The following is an 18,179-nucleotide window of genomic DNA, read 5'->3' on the forward strand; positions in this document are numbered from 1 at the left end:
ACTTGGATAAGTTACGAAAAAGGCAGGGATTTCCCTGCCTTTTTGTTTGATCATTTATCCGGCTTTTCGCCATACCAGCGCGGCGTATAGACCCATTCGCCGCCTGTTGCCCGCTCAAACCGCTGCGTGTGGGATGACCCGACGATCACCACCGTGCGCATATCCACATCATCAGGCGTCAACTGCCCAAGTGTTGTGACGCGGGTGGTCTCTGCTGGTCTGCCGATGTCGCGACCGAGCACGACCGGGGTTTGCGGCGCGCGATGCTGGCGTAGGATTTCCAGTGCGCGGCCAAGCTGATGCGGGCGGGCCTTGGAAATCGGATTGTAAAAGGCCATTGCGAGATCGGCTTCAGCCGCCAGCGCCAGACGCTTTTCGATCACGTCCCATGGCTTCAGATTATCAGACAGCGAGAGAATGCAGAAATCATGGCCGAGCGGTGCACCAATGCGTGACGCTGCGGCCATCGCAGCCGAAATGCCCGGCTGAATGACCAGTTCGACCCCATGCCATGCAGGATTTTCGGCTTCATGTAGCGCCTCGACCACAGCCGCCGCCATGGCGAAAACGCCGGGATCGCCGGACGATACCATCGCCACAGTGCGGCCAGATGCCGCCAGTTCGAAGGCATGGCGCGCGCGCTGCATCTCCTCGCGGTTATCCGTCATGTGGACGGTTTGACCGGCATGAAACGGCCCAGCCATGCGCACATAGGTCTCGTAGCCGAGAATATCTTCCGCCTGCTCGATGTCGCGCTGCACGGCAGGTGTCATCAGATCGCGCGTACCGGGGCCAAGCCCGACCACGACCAGCTTCCCGCGTTTACGCCCGACCCGCAGCACGTCGGCTGGGGTAGGGGCGACGGCCAGCACAACGCCGTTCGTTTCTGCCACGCGCAGCGGTTGCTCGACCGAAAGATGGGCGAGAGCAAGCGCATTTTCAGCGGCTGGTACAAAGCGCAGTTCTGCACCGAGCGCGCTTGCCGCGTCATGGATTTGCGGCGCAGCGCAATGGCGTTCATGGGCAAGCAGCAGCGCGAGCGATGACGGAGCGAGCCCCGCTTCGTCGAAGGCTCTCATGATTGCTTCCGCGATATTGTCAGTCGGCTGGTCGATTGCGACGGCAACGACCTGCGGATGATAAATAAGCTCACCTGGCAGCGGTGCACGGTTTTCCGGCGTGATGCTGATGGCAAGCCTGCCATCGTCGGAGAACGGCAGTTTTGACGTTTGCAGCCAGCGGGAGCGCCCATCGAGATGCAGTTTCGCGCCTGCCAGCAGGTCGGAGGTAAAGGCTTTTGCCGCATCTGGATTGGCAAGCGTCAGTTCCGCTGGCGGGTGCAACAGATTGATCCCGAACCGCAATTCACCGGATGTGGTGATTGCCGGGGCGACCTCAAGTGCAGCGGCGATGGTTCGCGCCATGTCGTTGACGCCCGACAATCCGCCGAGAAGCGGCACGACAGCGCTGCCGTCTTCGGCAATCGCTAGAACGGGCGGCTCAATGCGCTTGTTCTGCAAAAGCGGCGCGAGGGCGCGAATGACAATACCGGCGGCGCAGAGCGCGATGACCGGGCGGCCTTCTTCATAGAAGGCGCGTATGGTGTCACCGAAATGGGCGAATGTTCTGTCCGCACCCGTGACGCGTTCCTGAAGTCCAAGCACTTCGGCCTGATCGAGCGCATCGGCAATACGGCGCGCTGTCGGGATCGCCGCTTCCGCCAGCGCAACGATAGCCGGCTTCATGCGCCGTTCCATTTCTGGCCGGGAACGAGAATGATCGAGAAATAAGGACAATCGCTGCCGCTGACATCCGATAGCGGTACAATGCGCTGATTGGCCATGGTGGCGCGCTCGACATAAAGCGCGCGGTCCATCAGCCCCAGATCGGTCAGCACGTCACGCACCTTGTCGAGATTTTTGCCGAGTTTCATGATTGCCGCAGCACCCGTATCGGCAAGCCTGCGCTTCAATTCGTCGGCTTCCATGACGCCGGAGAGGATCGACAGGGTCTGGTTGCGATAAACAAGCGGCGCGCCAAGCACAGCCGAAGCACCGAGAACCGAACAGACACCGGGAACCACTGTGGTTTCATAGTTTTCCGCCAACCGGTCATGGATATACATGAAGGAGCCATAGAAGAACGGGTCGCCTTCCGCAATCACGGCCACATCCTGTCCCTGATCGAGATAACCGGCAATTGTTGTCGTGATCTCACCATAAAAATCGCTGACGATCTGCTCATAGTCCATGTGCGCGGGCAGCTTTTCCGTGGTCACCGGATAGATAAGCGGCACCAGAACCTGTTCCGGCGAAAGATAGTCCTCAACGATAGTGAGTGCGTTGCCCTTTTTGCCCTTGGCGGCGTGATAGGCCACCACGGGGGCGGCTTTGAGCAACCGAAGCGCTTTCAGTGTGATGAGTTCAGGATCGCCAGGGCCGACACCCAGACCGAATAGCTTGCCCTTTGTCGTCATTATTCGCGCTCCGAAGCGAGAGCATTGACCGCTGCGGCAGTCATGGCGCTGCCGCCGCGACGTCCGCGCACGATGACATAGGGCACGCCGCGACTATTGGCGGCGAGTTCGTCTTTCGATTCCGCCGCTCCGACAAAGCCCACCGGCATACCGATGATAAGCGCGGGCTTGGGCGCACCAGCATCCAGCATTTCGAAAAGCCGGAAGAGCGCGGTTGGCGCATTGCCGATGGCGACGACACTGCCTTCGAGGTGCGGCAACCACAAATCGAGTGCTGCGGCAGAACGGGTATTGCCGATTTTCTTTGCCAGTTCAGGCACGGAAGGGTCGTTCAGCGTGCAGATGACCGGATTGTCGGCAGGCAGACGCGATCGGGTGATCCCTTCGGCAACCATGCGTGCATCGCAAAGGATCGGCGCACCCCTGGCCAGTGCCTGCTTGCCTGCCAGACCAGCGCCGTCCGAAAAGGCGATGTCGCTCACCACATCCACCATGCCGGAAGCATGGATGACGCGCACAGCGAGTTTTTCAAGATCGGCTGGGATATGGCTCAGATCCGCCTCAGTGCGGATAATGGCGAAGGAGCGGTCATAGATGGCCTGTCCGTCGCGAATGTAATCTGTCATGGTTTCCGCTCTGGTGAATTGAGAAGGCGCGCGGCAGCGTCGATGGTCACATCTGTCGCCAATAGCCGTCCGAAACGGGATGGTCCAGCCTTGCCTGCAAAAAAGACATCGTAGCGGCCCGGAGTGCGGGCCAGTAGCGTGTAAGGTAGTGTCGCAAGCGCTGCGCAAGACTTGGCGCAGCCGGTGAGATGGACCGCTTCTGCGCTGTCGCCGTCAAGGAGCAACGCCAGTTCTTTTGCATCGGTCTGCGTGTCGGAAAGGGCCGAGACGCAGCCCTTCGACCCGGCGCAGCTACGCAGTCGCGATTGTGGTGCCTTGGCGTCGGTCGAAAGGCCCAGCGCTTGCAGTTGCCGGATGGCATCGTCGCAACGTGCTGCATCGACATTTGGCAGGATCACGCCTTGCCACGGTGTCAGCCGAATTTCTTCGCCGCTGACTTTTTGCGAAAGAGCGCGAAGCGCCCGCAGTTGCGTCGTATCGAGCCGCCCCAGAAGCGGCATCGCTCCAATGTAAAACCGCCCGTCCGCTTGAATGTGGGCTCCAAGATCGGCGCTTGCGTGCGGTTGCTGTCGCTGCCACCCGACGGGTGGCTCGACCGGAAAAGAAAGGCTCGCAATCAGTTCGCTCAAAAACTCTTTGACAGCAAGGGCTTCGAAGAGCTGCTTCATCCGCGCTACGCCTTTGGAACAGGCAAGAAACATGCGCAGCGCTGCTTCTATAAAGGGCAGGGCATGATCAGCCTCGATACGTCCCAATGCCATGCCATTGGGTGACGAAGCGAAACCGAAAGCAAAGTGACGACCGCCATCCGTTGCCGATAGCCAAATGTCCCCCGGATGTGAGACCATTGCGCAGGCCTCGCCGCCATCGATCTGGAACGAGAATTTCGGCGAAAGCGCGTGGTAGTCGGTATTGTTCTCAAGCGTTGCCAGCAATTGCTGCGCCAGCGGCGTGACATTACAAGTTTGATCGCGGTCGATACCGGCTGTTGGGCTGACCATCACGTTACGGATATCATCCGCCGCAGGATTATCCGCACCAAACCCGGCTTGATATAGTGCTGTGATCGCTTGCCCCCAGTTTTCTGGCGCTATGGCGCGCAGTTGAAAATTGGAGCGAATCGAAAGCTCTACGGCATTCGGGCCAAATTTTTCGGCAATTTCGGCCAGCGCAAAGATTTGATCGGCGTTCACCCGTCCGAGCGGCAGTTTTATGCGCGCAATGCCACCGTCACGCGCCATAACCATGCGCGACAGTCCGGGACAGGCATTTCGCCTGTCAGACAGTTCGATCTTCGTCGCTATGGTCTTTTGGTTCAACATAATCGCCTTATACGCCCCCTGCGACAGGCCGGAAAGTGGGAACCGCTTTGGGACTTGCACTTGCCATCGCCGCATCCTACGAACGAAGAAAACGGAGCGAAGAGCATGGCTTGCTGGCTAACGGTCATCGGCATCGGCGAAGACGGGTTGAATGGGCTTGGCGAGACTGCGCGGCAGGCTCTTGTTTCGGCTGATGTGATCTTCGGCGGCAAGCGGCATCTCGGGCTGGTCGGTGAAACATCCAGTGCCCGGCAGATTGCATGGCCTTCGCCGTTTGACGACGCTTTTCCGATGATTGCTGCCGAGCGAGGCAAGTCAGTGGTGGTTCTCGCCAGCGGCGATCCGATGCATTACGGCATGGGTGCTTCTCTGACCCGGCACTTTTCACCCGAAGAAATGCTGATCCTACCTTATCCGTCTTCGTTCTCGCTCGCCGCGGCACGGATGGGCTGGTCGTTGCAGGATGTGCGCTGCCTCAGCGTGCACGGACGGCCGCTGGAATTACTGGCCAAGCATATTCTGCCCGGCGTCAGGTTGCTGATCCTCAGCAATGACGGTTCTACGCCGGGTAAAGTGGCAGGGATGCTAAGCGCACGTGGCTTTGGACCAAGCCGTATCGATGTGCTGGAGCACATGGGCGGACCTAAAGAAAAGCACAGTTGTGGTGTTGCCGGAACATGGACGGTTCCAGCCGGTGCTGATCTGAATGTCGTCGCCGTGGAGTGCCTCGCCGAGCCGGATGCGAACATTCTTCCCATGGGGATCGGCTTGCCGGATGAAGCCTTCGAAAATGACGGGCAACTGACGAAGCGCGACATCCGCGCTGTGACGCTATCACGGCTGGCGCCGCTGCCTGGCGAGTTGTTGTGGGATGTTGGCGCGGGGTGCGGTTCTATCGGCATCGAGTGGATGCGCACGCATGCATCCTGTCGCGCCATCGCCATTGAGGCGAATGAGGGGCGGCAGGGTATGATCGCGCGTAATCGCGACGCTCTCGGCGTGCCGGGTTTGCAACTCGTACCCGGGGAAGCGCCGGGCGCTCTTGCAGGGCTGGAGAAGCCGGATGCGATTTTCATCGGCGGCGGCGTGACAGATGAGGGCGTGCTGCAAGCTTGCTGGGATGCGCTGAAGCCCGGCGGAAGGCTGGTTGCCAATGCCGTCACGCTGCAAAGCGAGATGCAGCTTTTTGCCTGGCGGCAACGTTTTGGCGGCAAGCTGATACGGCTTTCCGTGGCGCAGGCGGCAGGGCTTGGCTCGTTCGATGTATGGCGCCAATCGCTGCCCGTTACGCTTTATTCCGCACGCAAAGATAAATGATGACTTGAATTGTCATCTTATATTCGGGTAAGGCTGACGCATCAGATCATCCCAGAGGAGGACGGGTCGTGTCCGAACTCAACGCCAATACCCGCTTTGCGCTCACTAATGCCGGTCATATCGTCAATCAGCTGCTCGATCATTTTGTTGAACATGCCGATGTGCAACGCGACGGAACGCGCGCGAAGCTTGTTCTAAGCTTCGGTCAGGCCGATGTTCAGTGGGATGATGAGACGGTCAGCGTCGATGTGAAAAGCGACGACGAGACCGGCCTTGCCTATATGAAATATTCCATTGCCGAGCATGTGCTCGAGTTTCTGGAAAAGGGCAGCCCAACGCCGAAAATCATCTGGCAGGGCGATGGCGCAGCGGGTCTGCCGCTGCCTTATTTCCGTGAAATGCGCGTGATGGCCGTGTCCAATGTCACGCCGCATATGCGGCGTGTGCGCCTGAAGGGCGACGACCTTCAACGGTTCTCGCATACCGGATTGCATATCCGCCTTCTTTTCCCACCCAAAGCTTTGGCGCAGCCGCAATGGCCGGTGACGGGTGAAGACGGCCGTCCGGCCTGGCCGGAAGGCGATGCGAAGCTCGCCACGCGTGTTTATACGATCCGCAACATCGATGCGGATGCGGGCTGGGTCGATATCGACATGGTGGTGCATGGTGATGACTGCGACGCGCCGGGTTCTGGTTGGGCGCTTAACGCCAAGCCTGGCGATATTGTTGGTATGACTGGTCCGGGCGGCGGTGATGCAGGCGATGCCAAATGGTATCTGCTCGCAGGAGACGAAACCGCACTGCCAGCCATCGGCCGTATTCTTGAGCGGCTCCCGGAAGATGCAAAGGCCGTTGTGCGCATTGAAATTGGCGACAAGACCGAGGAACAGAACCTCGTCTCACGGGCCAATGTCGATGTGCAATGGCTGAATCGTGATGGTGCTGAAGCTGGCACTACGACGCTTTTGCAGGATGCCGTGCGCGCGGTCGAGCTGCCGGAAGGAGAGGAAGAAATTTTCGTCTGGGCGGCGTGCGAATTTAATGCCTTCCGCAATATTCGCAGCTACATGCGCAAGGAACGCAATGTTCCGAAAAATCGCCAGCTGATCGTGGCCTATTGGCGACGCGGTCTGGATGGCGATAATGCTCGAAAAGCTTCGGAGGAATAAAAAAGGGGACCGAAAGGTCCCCTTTTTTGTTACGTAGTGGTCTGGTTTCAGCGTCTGAAACCTTCGCTCGCCCGCATCAGGTTCTTCGTATAGTCGGCGTGAATATTGCCGGTAACGAGATCGCTAGCCTGCAATTGTTCAACCACTTCACCATTGCGCATCACCGCAAGGCGGTCGCACATATGGGTGACGACACCGAGATCGTGACTCACCATGACGAAGGTCAGGTTACGGTCGCGGCGAACCTGTTCCAGCAGGTTGAGCACTTCCGCCTGGACCGACGCATCGAGCGCCGATGTTGGTTCGTCGAGAAGCAGAATGCTCGGTTCCACGATCAATGCGCGGGCGATGGCGATGCGCTGGCGCTGGCCACCCGAAAGCTGGTGCGGATAGCGGAAACGGAAGCCCGAACCGAGACCCACTTCATCCAGAGCACGCACGATGCGTTGTTCGGCATCGCTGACGCCATGAATGGCGAGCGGTTCCAGCAAAAGCCGGTCCACCGTCTGGCGCGGGTGCAAGGAGCCGTAGGGATCCTGAAACACCATCTGCACATTGCGATAGAAAGCCTTGTCACGGGGCGTCTTGAGGGGCTTGCCGTCGATGCGGATTTCTCCGTTCTCAACTGGCGCAAGCCCGGCGACTGCGCGCAGAAGCGTGGACTTGCCAGAACCAGATTCGCCGACGAGCCCGTAGGATTCGCCGCGCGCCACATTGATGGTGACGGATTTCAATGCATGAAAATGGTCGAAATAGACGTCAACATCATCGACGCTGAGTGCAGGCGCGGACGCCTGTGCCTGAACTTGAGCTTGCGTCATGCCTTCCAAGCCTCCTCACGCTGCAAGGTTGGCAGAGGATGGCGGTCGGCTCCGATTTTCGGCATGCAGTTCAGCAATCCTTGCGTATAGGGATGTTTCGCGTTGGCGAGATCCTTGGCCGCGATTTCTTCGACGATACGGCCCGCATACATCACGATGACGCGGTCGCAGAAGGAGGAAACGAGGCGCAGGTCGTGGCTGACGAAGATCAGCCCCATGCCGCGCTCGGCCACCAGCTTGTCGAGAATGCCGAGCACTTCAAGCTGCACCGTCACGTCGAGCGCCGAGGTCGGTTCGTCGGCGATCAGCAATTCCGGTTCGGCCACCAGCATCATGGCGATCATCACGCGCTGGCCCATGCCGCCCGAAACCTCGTGCGGATAGAGTTTCATGACGCGTTCAGGATCACGAATCTGCACCGCTTCCAGCATGGCTGCCGAGCGGGTGCGAATTTCCGCGCTGCTATATTTGCCATGCGCTTTCAGTGTTTCGGCTATCTGCTTGCCGATGGTCATTACAGGATTGAGCGAATATTTCGGGTCCTGCAACACCATGGCAATGCGACCGCCACGCAAAGCGCGACGTTCGCGGGCCGAAATGTTGAGAAGATCGATACCGTCGAAATTAAGCGTCTTGGCCGTGATCTGTGCGTGGAGTGGTGTCAGCCCCATGATCGCGCGACCGGTCTGGGACTTGCCTGAACCGGATTCGCCGACGATGCCGAGGCGTTCGCGGCCCAGCTCGAAGCTGACACCGCGCACCGCTTCAATCGCGCCCGTGCGAGTTGGGAAAGTGACGCGCAGGTCTTCTACAGTCAGAAGCGGATTCATTGGTTGTTACCCCGCGGATCGAGCGCATCGCGCAGGCCGTCGCCCAGCAGATTGAAGCCGAGGCTGACGATCAGGATCGCAATGCCGGGCATGGCTGCAACCCACCATTGGTCGAGAATGAAACGGCGACCTGATGCAATCATCGCGCCCCATTCCGGCAATGGCGGCTGTGCGCCGAGGCCAAGGAAGCCGAGGCCCGCTGCCGTCAGAATGATACCCGCCATGTCGAGCGTCACGCGGACAATCAGCGACGAGGTGCAGAGCGGCATGATGTGACGCACGACGATACGGATCGGCGATGCACCCATCAAGCGGACTGCCGAAATATAGTCGGAGTTACGCACGGTCAGCGTTTCTGCACGTGCAATACGGGCATAAGGCGGCCATGAGGTGATCGCGATGGCGATGATGGCGTTCTCGATGCCTGGTCCCAGAGCCGCCACGAAGGCGAGCGCCAGAATGAGCTTCGGGAAAGCGAGGAAGATGTCGGTGATGCGCATCAAAACGGCATCGACCCAGCCGCCTGCATAACCAGCGACCGTGCCGACCAGAAGGCCGATCGGAGCTGCGATGATGGCAACCAGCAACACGACATAGAGCGTGAGGCGGGAGCCATAGATCAGGCGCGAGAGAATATCGCGGCCCTGATCATCGGTGCCAAGCAGATAGCCGGGCGTACCGGGTGGCAGCAGGCGTGCATTGGCCAGATCGCCGATAACTGGCGAATGTGGTGCCAACACATCGGCCAGAGCTGCAACAACCAGCAGTCCGATAATGATCAATAGGCCAAGAACAGCCAGTTTGTTGGCGGTGAACCGCCGCCAGACCATATAGGCGCGACCGAGGCGGGCCTGCGTGCGCGATTGCGGCCGCTCGGTGAGCAACCATTCGCGCCATGAGAGGTTGGAAGTATCTGTCATTTGGCTCATCGTGCGCGCGTCCTTGGATCGAGAAGCCGATAGAGAAGATCGGACACGAGGTTGAGCGCGATAAAGACCGACCCGATAACGATGGTGCCACCGAGAACGGCGTTCATATCAGCGTTTTGTAGTGAATTCGTGATGTAGAGTCCAAGACCGGGCCACGAGAAGATGGTTTCGGTCAGAACCGAGCCTTCCAGAAGTCCGGCATAGGAAAGGGCAATCACGGTTACGAGTGGGACGGCGGCGTTGCGCAGCGCGTGACCCCAGATAATGCGGGTTTCCGAAATGCCTTTGGCGCGCGCCGCGACGATATATTCCTGATCAAGCTCGTTGAGCATGAAGGAACGCGTCATGCGGCTGATATAGGCCAGCGAGAAATATCCAAGCAGTGCCGATGGCAGGATAAGGTGGGAAACAATATCCTTGAGCGCTGGCCAGTCACGCTGGAGGATCGCGTCGATCAGGTAGAACCCGGTGATCGGGGTAAACGTATATTCGAATGTGATGTCGATGCGACCAGGACCAGAGGTCCAGCCGAGACGGGCGTAGAAGACCAACAGCGCCAACATGCCGAGCCAGAAGATCGGAACAGAATAGCCGACAAGGCCGACCACGCGTACGATCTGGTCGATGATGCTGCCACGTTTAACGGCTGCAAGTACGCCGAGCGGAATACCGAACAGAGCCCCGATGATCGTGCCGATGGTTGCCAGTTCCATTGTGGCCGGAAAAACGCGGCGGATATCGGTCATGACCGGATTGGTGGTGAGAACAGATGTTCCAAAGTCGCCGTGCAACACGCCTTTCACGTAAAGATAGAACTGCTGGTAATAGGGCAGATTGAAACCCATCTCTTCGCGCACACGGGCGACGACATGCGCGGGAGCGCGGTCACCGACGATGGCCAGCACAGGGTCAATCGGCACGACACGGCCGATAAAGAATGTTACGGCCAGAAGGCCCAGATAGGTTGTGACGACGATAACCAGAAAACTGGCTATCGACGCGGCAAGGGCCGTTGAACGCCGCGGCGCTCGCCTTACCTTTTTGGTGGTTCCAGTGTTACTCAATGTTTTGACCGCTTCCGATAATGAGGCGTTCAGAACAGTTTCGATCTGAAGCCTCAGTCATCTTTGCTTGAAAAGCTCTGGAGCGGCTTTCCTTTTTGATTCAGAAAACCGCTCCATCTCCTTGTTTTAAAGCCGCTTAGGCACATTCATGCGCCAAGGCGTAGCTGACTATTCCTTGGTGATCGGAGCAAGGAAATTGGAGTCGAATGTCGGGCCGAGCTTATAACCCTTCACATTTCCGCCGATACCGGCAACTTCAACTTGCTGGAACAGCATGACGAAGGGGCTCTGGTCGAGCGCTTCCTGCTGGAGCTTCTTGTACTGTTCAGCACGCTTGTCGTTGTCGCGCTCAAGAAGGGCGGCCTGCGTCTGCTTGGTCAGTTCAGGAATGTCCCAGGCGTTGCGCCAAGCAAGCGTCTTGGTGGACGCATCGTCGGCGTTGTTCGGATTGCTGGTGAAGGCTTCCGCGTTGGAATTCGGATCCCAATAGTCCATGCCCCACTGGCCGATATACATGTCGTGGTTACGCGCACGATACTTGGTCAGTGTCTGCTTGCCGTCGCCGGGGATGATCTCGATCTTCACACCAGCCTGTGCGGCTGTCTGCTGGAAGGATTCCGCAATGCCGGTGACTGGCTGGCCATTACGGACGTCGAATGTGACCGAGAGGCCGTCCTTCAGGCCTGCCTTGGCGAGGAGTTCCTTCGCCTTCGCAACGTCGAGCTTGTACGGCGCGGCATCGAGAGAACCAAGAACGCCCTTGGCCTGATAGGTCTGACGGATTTCGCCGATGCCCTTGATGAGGGTCGAGCCGATTGCGTCGTAATCGACCAGATACTTGAACGCTTCACGAACTTCCGGCTTGGCCAGATTCGCGTTCTTCTGGTTAAGGCTGATGTAATAGACCGTGCCCTTGGGCGCGCTGGCTGTGGTCAGCTTATCATTCTTCTGAACGGCTTCGTAGTCACCCGGTTCCAGATTACGCGCAACGTCGACGTCGCCGGATTCAAGCATCAGGCGCTGCGTAGCGCTTTCCTTGACGTGACGATAGAAGACGCGCTTGAGCTTGGCCTTTTCGCCGTAATAATTGTCGTTACGTTCCAAAATGACGACTTCATTGGCGCGCCATTCGCGAATTGCGAACGGGCCGGAACCTGCCGACTTGGTCTTCAGCCATGCATTGGCATAGTCGGTTTCGTATTTGTAATCGTCGGTTGGCGTGACCTTTACGGCATGCTCTTCGAGAAGCTTCTTGTCGACGATCGCAGCGACCGTAGCGGTCAGGCAGTTCAGCACGAAGCTTGGTGCGTATGGCTTGTCGACAGTGAAGACGAAAGTGTTGTCGTCTACCGCTTTCGCCTTTTCGTTGACGTTGTCCTTGGTCAGGCCAAACTGGGTCAGAATGAAAGCCGGGCTCTTGTCGAGGCGCACAGCGCGCTCAAACGAGTAGGCGACGTCAGCCGAGCTGATCGGGTTGCCCGAAGCGAACTTGATGTCCTTCTTCAGCTTGAACGTATAGGTGAGGCCGTCGTCTGAAACGGTCCAGCTTTCCGCCACACCGGGCACGACTTTCGACGTGTCATTGATGTCGAGGCGAACGAGCATGTCGTAGGCGTTACCGATGAATTCAGCGGGGCTGAGTTCGAAGGATTCTGCCGGGTCGAGCGTGATGGTGTCATCAATTGCCCATGCCTGAACCAGCGTATCAGCTGGTGTGGCCGACAAGGCCGGATTTGCGGCCAGCACGGCGGCAAGTGCTGCGCCGGCGGCCAAAATACGAAAACGTCCAAAATGCATCATGTTGTGTGTTCCCTTCCTGTATTTTTGTTGGGATTTTGTTGGATTGTATTTGTATCTCAGGCTTCGTGCCAGGCCTGCTTCAAGACTCTGATCCAGTTGCCCCGGCAAAGCTTTGCCAGTTCCTCGTCATTGTATCCCGCCTCTCGCAAGGCCGTGACAAGGTTCTGGGTTCCGGCGGCATCGGAAATCTCTGCTGGAATGGTCGCGCCGTCATAATCGGAACCGAGCGCCACGCAGTCGATCCCCATGCGCTCAACCATGTAATCGATATGGCGCACCATATCGGACATCGGCGTGTTGGCGTCTTCCTTGCCATCGGCGCGCAACATGGTGGTCGCGTAGTTCAAACCAGCGAGCCCCTTGCTTTCGCGAATGGCGTCCATCTGCTTGTCCGTCAGATTGCGGGCCACAGGCGTCAAGGCATGGGCATTGGAGTGGCTGGCGATCAGAGGCTGATCACTGAGTTCAGCAACATCCCAGAACCCCTTCTCAGTGATATGCGCAAGATCAATGAGGATGCCCTTGCGGTTGCACGCCTTGACGAGGCGCTTGCCCGCTTCCGTCAGACCTGGGCCGGTATCGGGGCTCATCGGGTAAGAGAAGGGCACGCCGTGACCGAAAATATTATTGCGGCTCCAGACGGGGCCAAGTGATCGCAGGCCAAGGCCGTAGAAGACATCGAGCGCTGCGAAATCAGCGTCTATTGCTTCGCAACCTTCCATGTGGAGGACGGCGGCAAAGGTGTCGCTATTCAGCGTTTCGTCGAGCTCGCGGCCATTGCGGCACAGTTTCCAAGCGCCAGCCTCCTCAAGGCGGAGCGCGATGGCTGCGATTTCCACTGCAATGTCGAGGGAAGGGGTGCGCTGAAGCGGTGGCGAAAGCGGCGTGTCGTAGTGGCCATTGGCGTCCGGCTTGCCAAGCTCGATATGGTGGCCGGACGGCACATAAATGGCGCAAATGCCGCCGGCGAGAGCGCCTTTGCGGGAGCGCGGCGCATCAATATGGCCGGTTTGCGTTCCGTCGATGAATTCCCGGATGGGATCGTCGCCGTTTCTGGAATTCTCCCAGAGCCTCAGAAGGACATCATTATGCCCATCGAAAACGCGCTGCATGCTTTCTTCCTGGCTGAGTGACAAAGCTTTGCTTTAGCACTCTATAAAATAAACTCATGTGACGGGAAGAATTTGTATCGGCATTATTGCATAAAATTTAAACACAATTGCCGCGCGCCTAATCCCCAATCGTACTTCCCTATAAGATAGGAGACGTAGTGGGAGTCAATAGACGAGGGTGTGCTCAGACCTATCTGAAAGCAAAGAAACTGGTGCAAAAAGAAAGGGCTACGGTTGAACCGCAGCCCTTGTGCAAAATTGGAATTGCCTTATGCAAAAACGGTATAAGGCCCGTTACGCTTAGAGCGGTTCCGGTTAAAACGGAATCTTGGAACCGCTCTATCTATATGCTTTACGCATTATCCGACGCATCGAAGCGGGATCAGAAATCAGTCCGGTGAACTGATTTCCCCGCGTAGGCGCTGCGCAGTTTTGCTGGAAATGCTCTAGAAACGGTAGTTCAGACCGGCCTTGATGGCATGGTTCTTGAGGTTGTTGCGCTGCGAAACGCCGTTGACTTCCGACTTCACGTCGCCAAAGCGCTGGAAGTCATATTCAGCCTTTACGGACAGCGGGCCGGTCAGGGCCTGCTCAACACCAGCGCCAACCAGCGCGCCGCCTTCCCAACCCGGGCCCGACGTCGTGTTGTCCTTCGCCTTGAAGCGGGTCACACCGTAACCGGCGGTGCCGTAAACGAGGGTCTTGTCGAAAGCGTAACCGGCCTTGATCTTGGCATTGGTATTCCAGGACTGCTGGAGGCTGCCGCCATGACCGATACGATGTTCGGCTTCTGCGAAATTGGCTTCAACTTCACCACCGACAACGAAATTGCCGCTCTGGATGTTCTTACCAGCTACAACGCCACCGAGCACGCCAGCGCGGTTCGTGAACGGGCCCGGGATCTTCGACGAAGATGCACCGACCTGTGCGCCGACATAATTGCCGGACCAGTCGTGCGGGCCTGCGGCAACCGGTTCGTTGTAGGAATAGTCGTTCGAGCCCATCATATCGGCAGCGAATGCCGGGGCTGCGATGGCGAAGATGCCGGCGCTGAGCGCCACTGCGGTAAAGGTACGCTTCAACATTTTGTACTCCGTTTTTCCATCCGGAACGCTGATGGAAAATATGCAAGATCTGTTCGACAAAAGACGGCGACTGCCGCCCTCGGTTGGTTCCCGTGTGACGGTGGTCTTTTGTTGGGTGATTGTGACTAAATTTAAGAAAATTCGAGCGAATTCCACCCCTCACACAGCCATTCTTCGCGCTATGCTTAACAAGTGGTAACCATCAGCGGCTGGCCCGTTTCAGGCGAGCGCTACATCAGGTTCAGTCTGCGGAAGCTGATGCATTTTTGTTTGCCGACGATGATGTGGTCATGCACGATGATTTTCAAAGGCTTGGCCGCCGCTATCAGCGCGTGCGTCATGTCGATATCGGGTCGCGACGGCGACGGATCGCCCGAAGGGTGATTGTGCACGAGAATGATTCCCGTCGCAGCAAGCTCCAGCGCGCGGTGAAACACCTCTCTTATATAGACGGGCGTATGGTCGACCGTGCCTTTTTGCTGGACCTCGTCGGCAATGAGTCGGTTCTTCTTGTCCAGAAACAGAATGCGGAACTGCTCGCGCGTCTCATGGGCCATGGCCGCCATGCAATAGTCCATCACCTTTTCCCAGATGCTGAAAACTTCGCGCTTCATGACCTTGCTGCGTGCACTGCGTTTGTGAACGGCTTCGATGATCTTCAGGTCACGTGCCACGGAGGGGCCTGCGCCGGGCACTTCGGCGATGAGTGTTTCGGAGGCGCCCAGCACTTCGGCAAGCGTGCCAAAGCGGGTCAGCAGCGCTTTTGCGATGGGTTTGGTATCTGCACGCGGGATAACGCGAAAGAGCAGCAGCTCAAGCAGCTCATAATCGGCCAGCGCATCGGGCGCCGTCTGGAAGCGCTGCTTCAGACGATCCCGGTGGCCGACATGGTGCGGCTGTTTCGCGATTTTCGGCGTCAGCTGAAGCGTGTCGCTGAAACCGGGGATGTCGTAGCTCCCCGGCTTGTCTTTCTTCTTTGTCATTCTGTTTAAACCCCCGCAAAAACAGATGAGACTATATTTCCGGTTTTACCGCATTGATGCCGGACCAAAAACATTGGCCGGCGACAATGTGAATATTTCGCAGCCGTCTTTGGTTACGCCGACCGTATGTTCGTACTGGGCGGTCAAGGAGCGATCGCGCGTCACGGCAGTCCAGCCATCGGCGAGCACTTTCACATGCGGCTTGCCGAGATTGATCATCGGCTCGATCGTGAAGATCATGCCTTCCTTGATTTCCACGCCTTCGTTTGGCGTGCCGTAATGGAGAATATTCGGCGCATCATGGAAAAGCTGGCCGACGCCATGACCGCAGAAATCGCGCACCACGGAGCAGCGCTCAGCTTCGGCGAAGGTCTGGATTGCTGCGCCGATAGCGCCCGTCTTCACGCCCGGCTTGACGACGGCAATACCGCGTAGCAGGCTTTCATAGGTCACTTCCAGCAGGCGTTCGGCTGCGCGCTTGATCTCGCCCACGGCATACATGCGGCTGGAATCACCGTGCCAACCGTCGAGCAGATAAGTCACGTCGATATTGACGATATCGCCTTCGCGTAGTGGCTTGTCGTTCGGGATGCCGTGGCAGACGACATGGTTGATTGATGTGCAGGTCGACTTGGTATAGCCGCGATAGTTGAGCGTTGCCGGAAAGGCGCCATGGTCCATACCGAATTCGAAAACGAAGCGGTCGATTTCATTGGTGGTCACGCCGGGCTTCACGATGTCGTTCAGCGCGTCCAGACAGCGCGCGGTCAGATTGCAGACCTTGCGCATCGCCTCGAAGGCATCCGGGCCATAGAGCCTGATCTGGCCGGTATATTTCATGGGGGCGCTTGTCGCTTCGATATAAGTAACCATCACTCGATCCGTCTTTGTCTATTCAATTGGCACCAGCTCGGTGGCGACAATGCTTTTATCCGTTATGTGGCATCGAACGGCCCATGCCTCAACCCCGGATGCAACGGCGCGCTCAAAAGCGCGTGCATAGACAGGGTCGAGATCGCCGGAAATGCTGAATTTGCTGCAATCACTTCGCTGGATAATAAACAACATCACACCACGATGACCAGCGGCAACACTGTCGGTCAGTTCATTGAGATGTTTTGTCCCGCGCGCGGTCACCGTATCGGGAAATTCCGCGAGGCCGGGTGTGCGGATGAAGTGCACATTTTTCACTTCCACATAGGCGCGGGGCAGGGCGCCTTCATCGAGCAGAATGTCAACGCGGGAATTTTGCCCGTATTTCTGTTCGCGCTTGAGACTGGCATAGCCGCTGAGGCTGGGAATGAGGCCAGCGAGGATAGCTTCCTCGGCAATCTTGTTTGGCAGGCCGGTATTGACGCCGACCAGCGTGCCGTCAGCCTCGACGATCTGCAATGTATGGGCATATTTACGGTGCGGTGCATCAGAAACGCTAAGCCATGCGCGGGAGCCGGGCGTCGTCAGGCCCAGCATGGAGCCGGTATTGGGCACGGCCGCCGTAATGAAGCGGCCATCGTCAAGCGTTACGTCTGCGAGAAATCTCTTGTAGCGGCGTTCGAGCCTGCCGGAGACGAGGGGTGTTTGGAATAACATAAAGCTTCTGAACAGTTTGGACGGAATGGCGAGATGTTTGTCCGCCTAAAGCCGCAAAAAGTCAAAAGCGATATCGGGTGGTCATGATGCGGGTTCTAGAAAAGCGCCTTGATGACGTCTGCCCAGCTCAAATCCGCACCAAGCGCCATCGCTGCGGCGACAAAGCCTGCACCGAGAAAGGTGAGAGTGGTTCTGGTTTCGCTGGTCATCATATCTTTCCCCATCAAATCGGTCGTTTGAAGTTGTGAGGAATGTCGCGGGGGAATGAGCCCGGAATGTGATGCGATGATGGCTATTCCGGGCATTTTGCGGGCAATTTGCAGATAAGGTAAACGACGGCGCTTACGCTTGTGCCTGCTCCCAGTTGAACACCAGTTCCTCGCGGAAGGCGAAGCGGACGATGTGATTCACAACCACATCCTGCAACCGGTCGAGATTTTCGGCTGAGGTCTTCACCGTAACAGTGAGTTTTTCCGAATCGGCATCCAGAATCACCAGCCGGTCTTCACCGAGATCGATCTGGCCGTGTTCAGGCGTGAACTCGACGGCAAATTTATGCGCCCAGTGTTTGCAGAGCTGCTGGAGGTAGCGGCTGGCGTGGGTGGTGGGAACGATGGCTGTGGCTTGCGACATGAGCAGTATTTCCCTTTGAATTGCGAAATGGGTGCAGATGCGCGTAGCAATATACCGGCAGAACGACCAGTATTGTTCTCATCAATTTTTTGGGAAAAGAAAAACCAGCAAGTGGTACGCCCAAGGGGAATCGAACCCCTGTCTGCGCCGTGAAAGGGCGCTGTCCTAACCGCTAGACGATGGGCGCCTGCTGGTGTGGGGCGCTTATAGTCAGGAAAATTCAGACATGCAAGCCCCTTTTTCAGCATCTGTGAAATAAATTCAGATGGTGCAAAACGACGCGCGAAATTGCAGGCTCAAAGAGCTAACGACTTGATATGTCTGGAAAAAGAAAAACCAGCAAGTGGTACGCCCAAGGGGAATCGAACCCCTGTCTGCGCCGTGAAAGGGCGCTGTCCTAACCGCTAGACGATGGGCGCCTG

17 protein-coding genes and 2 tRNA genes are annotated in these 18,179 nt (G+C 57.6%); 2 read left to right on the forward strand and 17 right to left on the reverse strand.

Annotated features, from left to right (window positions below; genetic code table 11):
* Positions 1-50 precede the first annotated feature (50 nt).
* Genes cobJ through cobG form a run of 4 tightly spaced genes read right to left on the reverse strand, consistent with a single transcriptional unit; the run spans position 51 to position 4,424 of the window.
* Positions 51-1,745, reverse strand: coding sequence for a precorrin-3B C(17)-methyltransferase (gene cobJ / locus FHW03_RS13850; protein ID WP_182521145.1), 1,695 nt, complete (start codon positions 1,743-1,745; stop codon positions 51-53).
* Positions 1,742-2,476, reverse strand: coding sequence for a precorrin-2 C(20)-methyltransferase (locus FHW03_RS13855; RefSeq protein WP_182521146.1), 735 nt, complete (start codon positions 2,474-2,476; stop codon positions 1,742-1,744). Before FHW03_RS13855 ends, cobJ begins: the two co-directional genes overlap by 4 nt.
* Complete coding sequence (locus tag FHW03_RS13860) at positions 2,476-3,102, reverse strand: precorrin-8X methylmutase (protein WP_182521147.1); 627 nt, start codon at positions 3,100-3,102, stop codon at positions 2,476-2,478. Before FHW03_RS13860 ends, FHW03_RS13855 begins: the two co-directional genes overlap by 1 nt.
* Complete coding sequence (gene cobG, locus FHW03_RS13865) at positions 3,099-4,424, reverse strand: precorrin-3B synthase (protein WP_182521148.1); 1,326 nt, start codon at positions 4,422-4,424, stop codon at positions 3,099-3,101. Before cobG ends, FHW03_RS13860 begins: the two co-directional genes overlap by 4 nt.
* A gap of 105 nt (positions 4,425-4,529) precedes the next feature.
* Between cobG and cbiE the strand changes: the two genes are divergently transcribed.
* Positions 4,530-5,741 carry a precorrin-6y C5,15-methyltransferase (decarboxylating) subunit CbiE gene (gene cbiE, locus FHW03_RS13870; RefSeq protein ID WP_182521149.1) on the forward strand — a complete coding sequence of 404 codons (1,212 nt, stop codon included), beginning with the start codon at positions 4,530-4,532 and terminating at the stop codon, positions 5,739-5,741.
* Between the two features lie 68 nt (positions 5,742-5,809).
* A complete protein-coding gene (locus tag FHW03_RS13875) occupies positions 5,810-6,910 on the forward strand; it encodes a siderophore-interacting protein (RefSeq protein ID WP_182521150.1) in 1,101 nt (366 codons plus the stop codon).
* A 47-nt stretch (positions 6,911-6,957) separates the two neighbouring features.
* Here FHW03_RS13875 and FHW03_RS13880 read toward each other — a convergent pair whose 3' ends face one another.
* The 13 genes from FHW03_RS13880 to FHW03_RS13940 all read right to left on the reverse strand — a co-directional run bounded on the left by FHW03_RS13880 (position 6,958) and on the right by FHW03_RS13940 (position 18,176).
* Positions 6,958-7,731, reverse strand: coding sequence for an ABC transporter ATP-binding protein (locus tag FHW03_RS13880; RefSeq protein WP_182521151.1), 774 nt, complete (start codon positions 7,729-7,731; stop codon positions 6,958-6,960).
* Positions 7,728-8,561, reverse strand: a complete 834-nt coding sequence (locus FHW03_RS13885; RefSeq protein ID WP_182521152.1) for an ABC transporter ATP-binding protein — start codon at positions 8,559-8,561, stop codon at positions 7,728-7,730. The genes FHW03_RS13880 and FHW03_RS13885 overlap by 4 nt, the downstream gene beginning before the upstream one ends.
* Complete coding sequence (locus tag FHW03_RS13890; protein ID WP_010659865.1) at positions 8,558-9,490, reverse strand: ABC transporter permease; 933 nt, start codon at positions 9,488-9,490, stop codon at positions 8,558-8,560. Before FHW03_RS13890 ends, FHW03_RS13885 begins: the two co-directional genes overlap by 4 nt.
* Positions 9,487-10,554 (reverse strand): ABC transporter permease, encoded by a 1,068-nt coding sequence (locus FHW03_RS13895; protein WP_138786278.1) that lies wholly within the window; start codon positions 10,552-10,554, stop codon positions 9,487-9,489. The genes FHW03_RS13890 and FHW03_RS13895 overlap by 4 nt, the downstream gene beginning before the upstream one ends.
* Positions 10,555-10,722: 168 nt before the next feature.
* The gene (locus tag FHW03_RS13900) at positions 10,723-12,354 is read right to left on the reverse strand and encodes an ABC transporter substrate-binding protein (protein ID WP_182521153.1); all 1,632 of its coding nucleotides are present in this window, start codon (positions 12,352-12,354) and stop codon (positions 10,723-10,725) included.
* Between the two features lie 56 nt (positions 12,355-12,410).
* Entirely contained in the window at positions 12,411-13,466 is a 1,056-nt protein-coding gene (locus tag FHW03_RS13905; RefSeq protein WP_182521154.1) for a dipeptidase, read from the reverse strand.
* A gap of 446 nt (positions 13,467-13,912) precedes the next feature.
* Positions 13,913-14,551 carry an outer membrane protein gene (locus tag FHW03_RS13910; RefSeq protein WP_138786275.1) on the reverse strand — a complete coding sequence of 213 codons (639 nt, stop codon included), beginning with the start codon at positions 14,549-14,551 and terminating at the stop codon, positions 13,913-13,915.
* Between the two features lie 230 nt (positions 14,552-14,781).
* Positions 14,782-15,534 carry a DNA repair protein RadC gene (gene radC, locus FHW03_RS13915; protein ID WP_182521155.1) on the reverse strand — a complete coding sequence of 251 codons (753 nt, stop codon included), beginning with the start codon at positions 15,532-15,534 and terminating at the stop codon, positions 14,782-14,784.
* Positions 15,535-15,579: 45 nt separating this feature from the next.
* Complete coding sequence (gene map, locus FHW03_RS13920) at positions 15,580-16,407, reverse strand: type I methionyl aminopeptidase (protein WP_182521156.1); 828 nt, start codon at positions 16,405-16,407, stop codon at positions 15,580-15,582.
* Positions 16,408-16,425: 18 nt separating this feature from the next.
* The gene (gene sfsA, locus FHW03_RS13925; RefSeq protein ID WP_182521157.1) at positions 16,426-17,124 is read right to left on the reverse strand and encodes a DNA/RNA nuclease SfsA; all 699 of its coding nucleotides are present in this window, start codon (positions 17,122-17,124) and stop codon (positions 16,426-16,428) included.
* 342 nt (positions 17,125-17,466) lie between these two features.
* A complete protein-coding gene (locus tag FHW03_RS13930) occupies positions 17,467-17,757 on the reverse strand; it encodes a DUF2218 domain-containing protein (protein ID WP_182521158.1) in 291 nt (96 codons plus the stop codon).
* Between the two features lie 112 nt (positions 17,758-17,869).
* Positions 17,870-17,944: transfer RNA gene (locus tag FHW03_RS13935), tRNA-Glu, on the reverse strand.
* 157 nt (positions 17,945-18,101) lie between these two features.
* Positions 18,102-18,176, reverse strand: a tRNA-Glu gene (locus tag FHW03_RS13940).
* Positions 18,177-18,179: the final 3 nt, after the last annotated feature.

Source organism: Ochrobactrum sp. RH2CCR150 (assembly GCA_014138095.1).
Classification (GTDB): Bacteria; Pseudomonadota; Alphaproteobacteria; order Rhizobiales; family Rhizobiaceae; genus Brucella; species Brucella gambitense.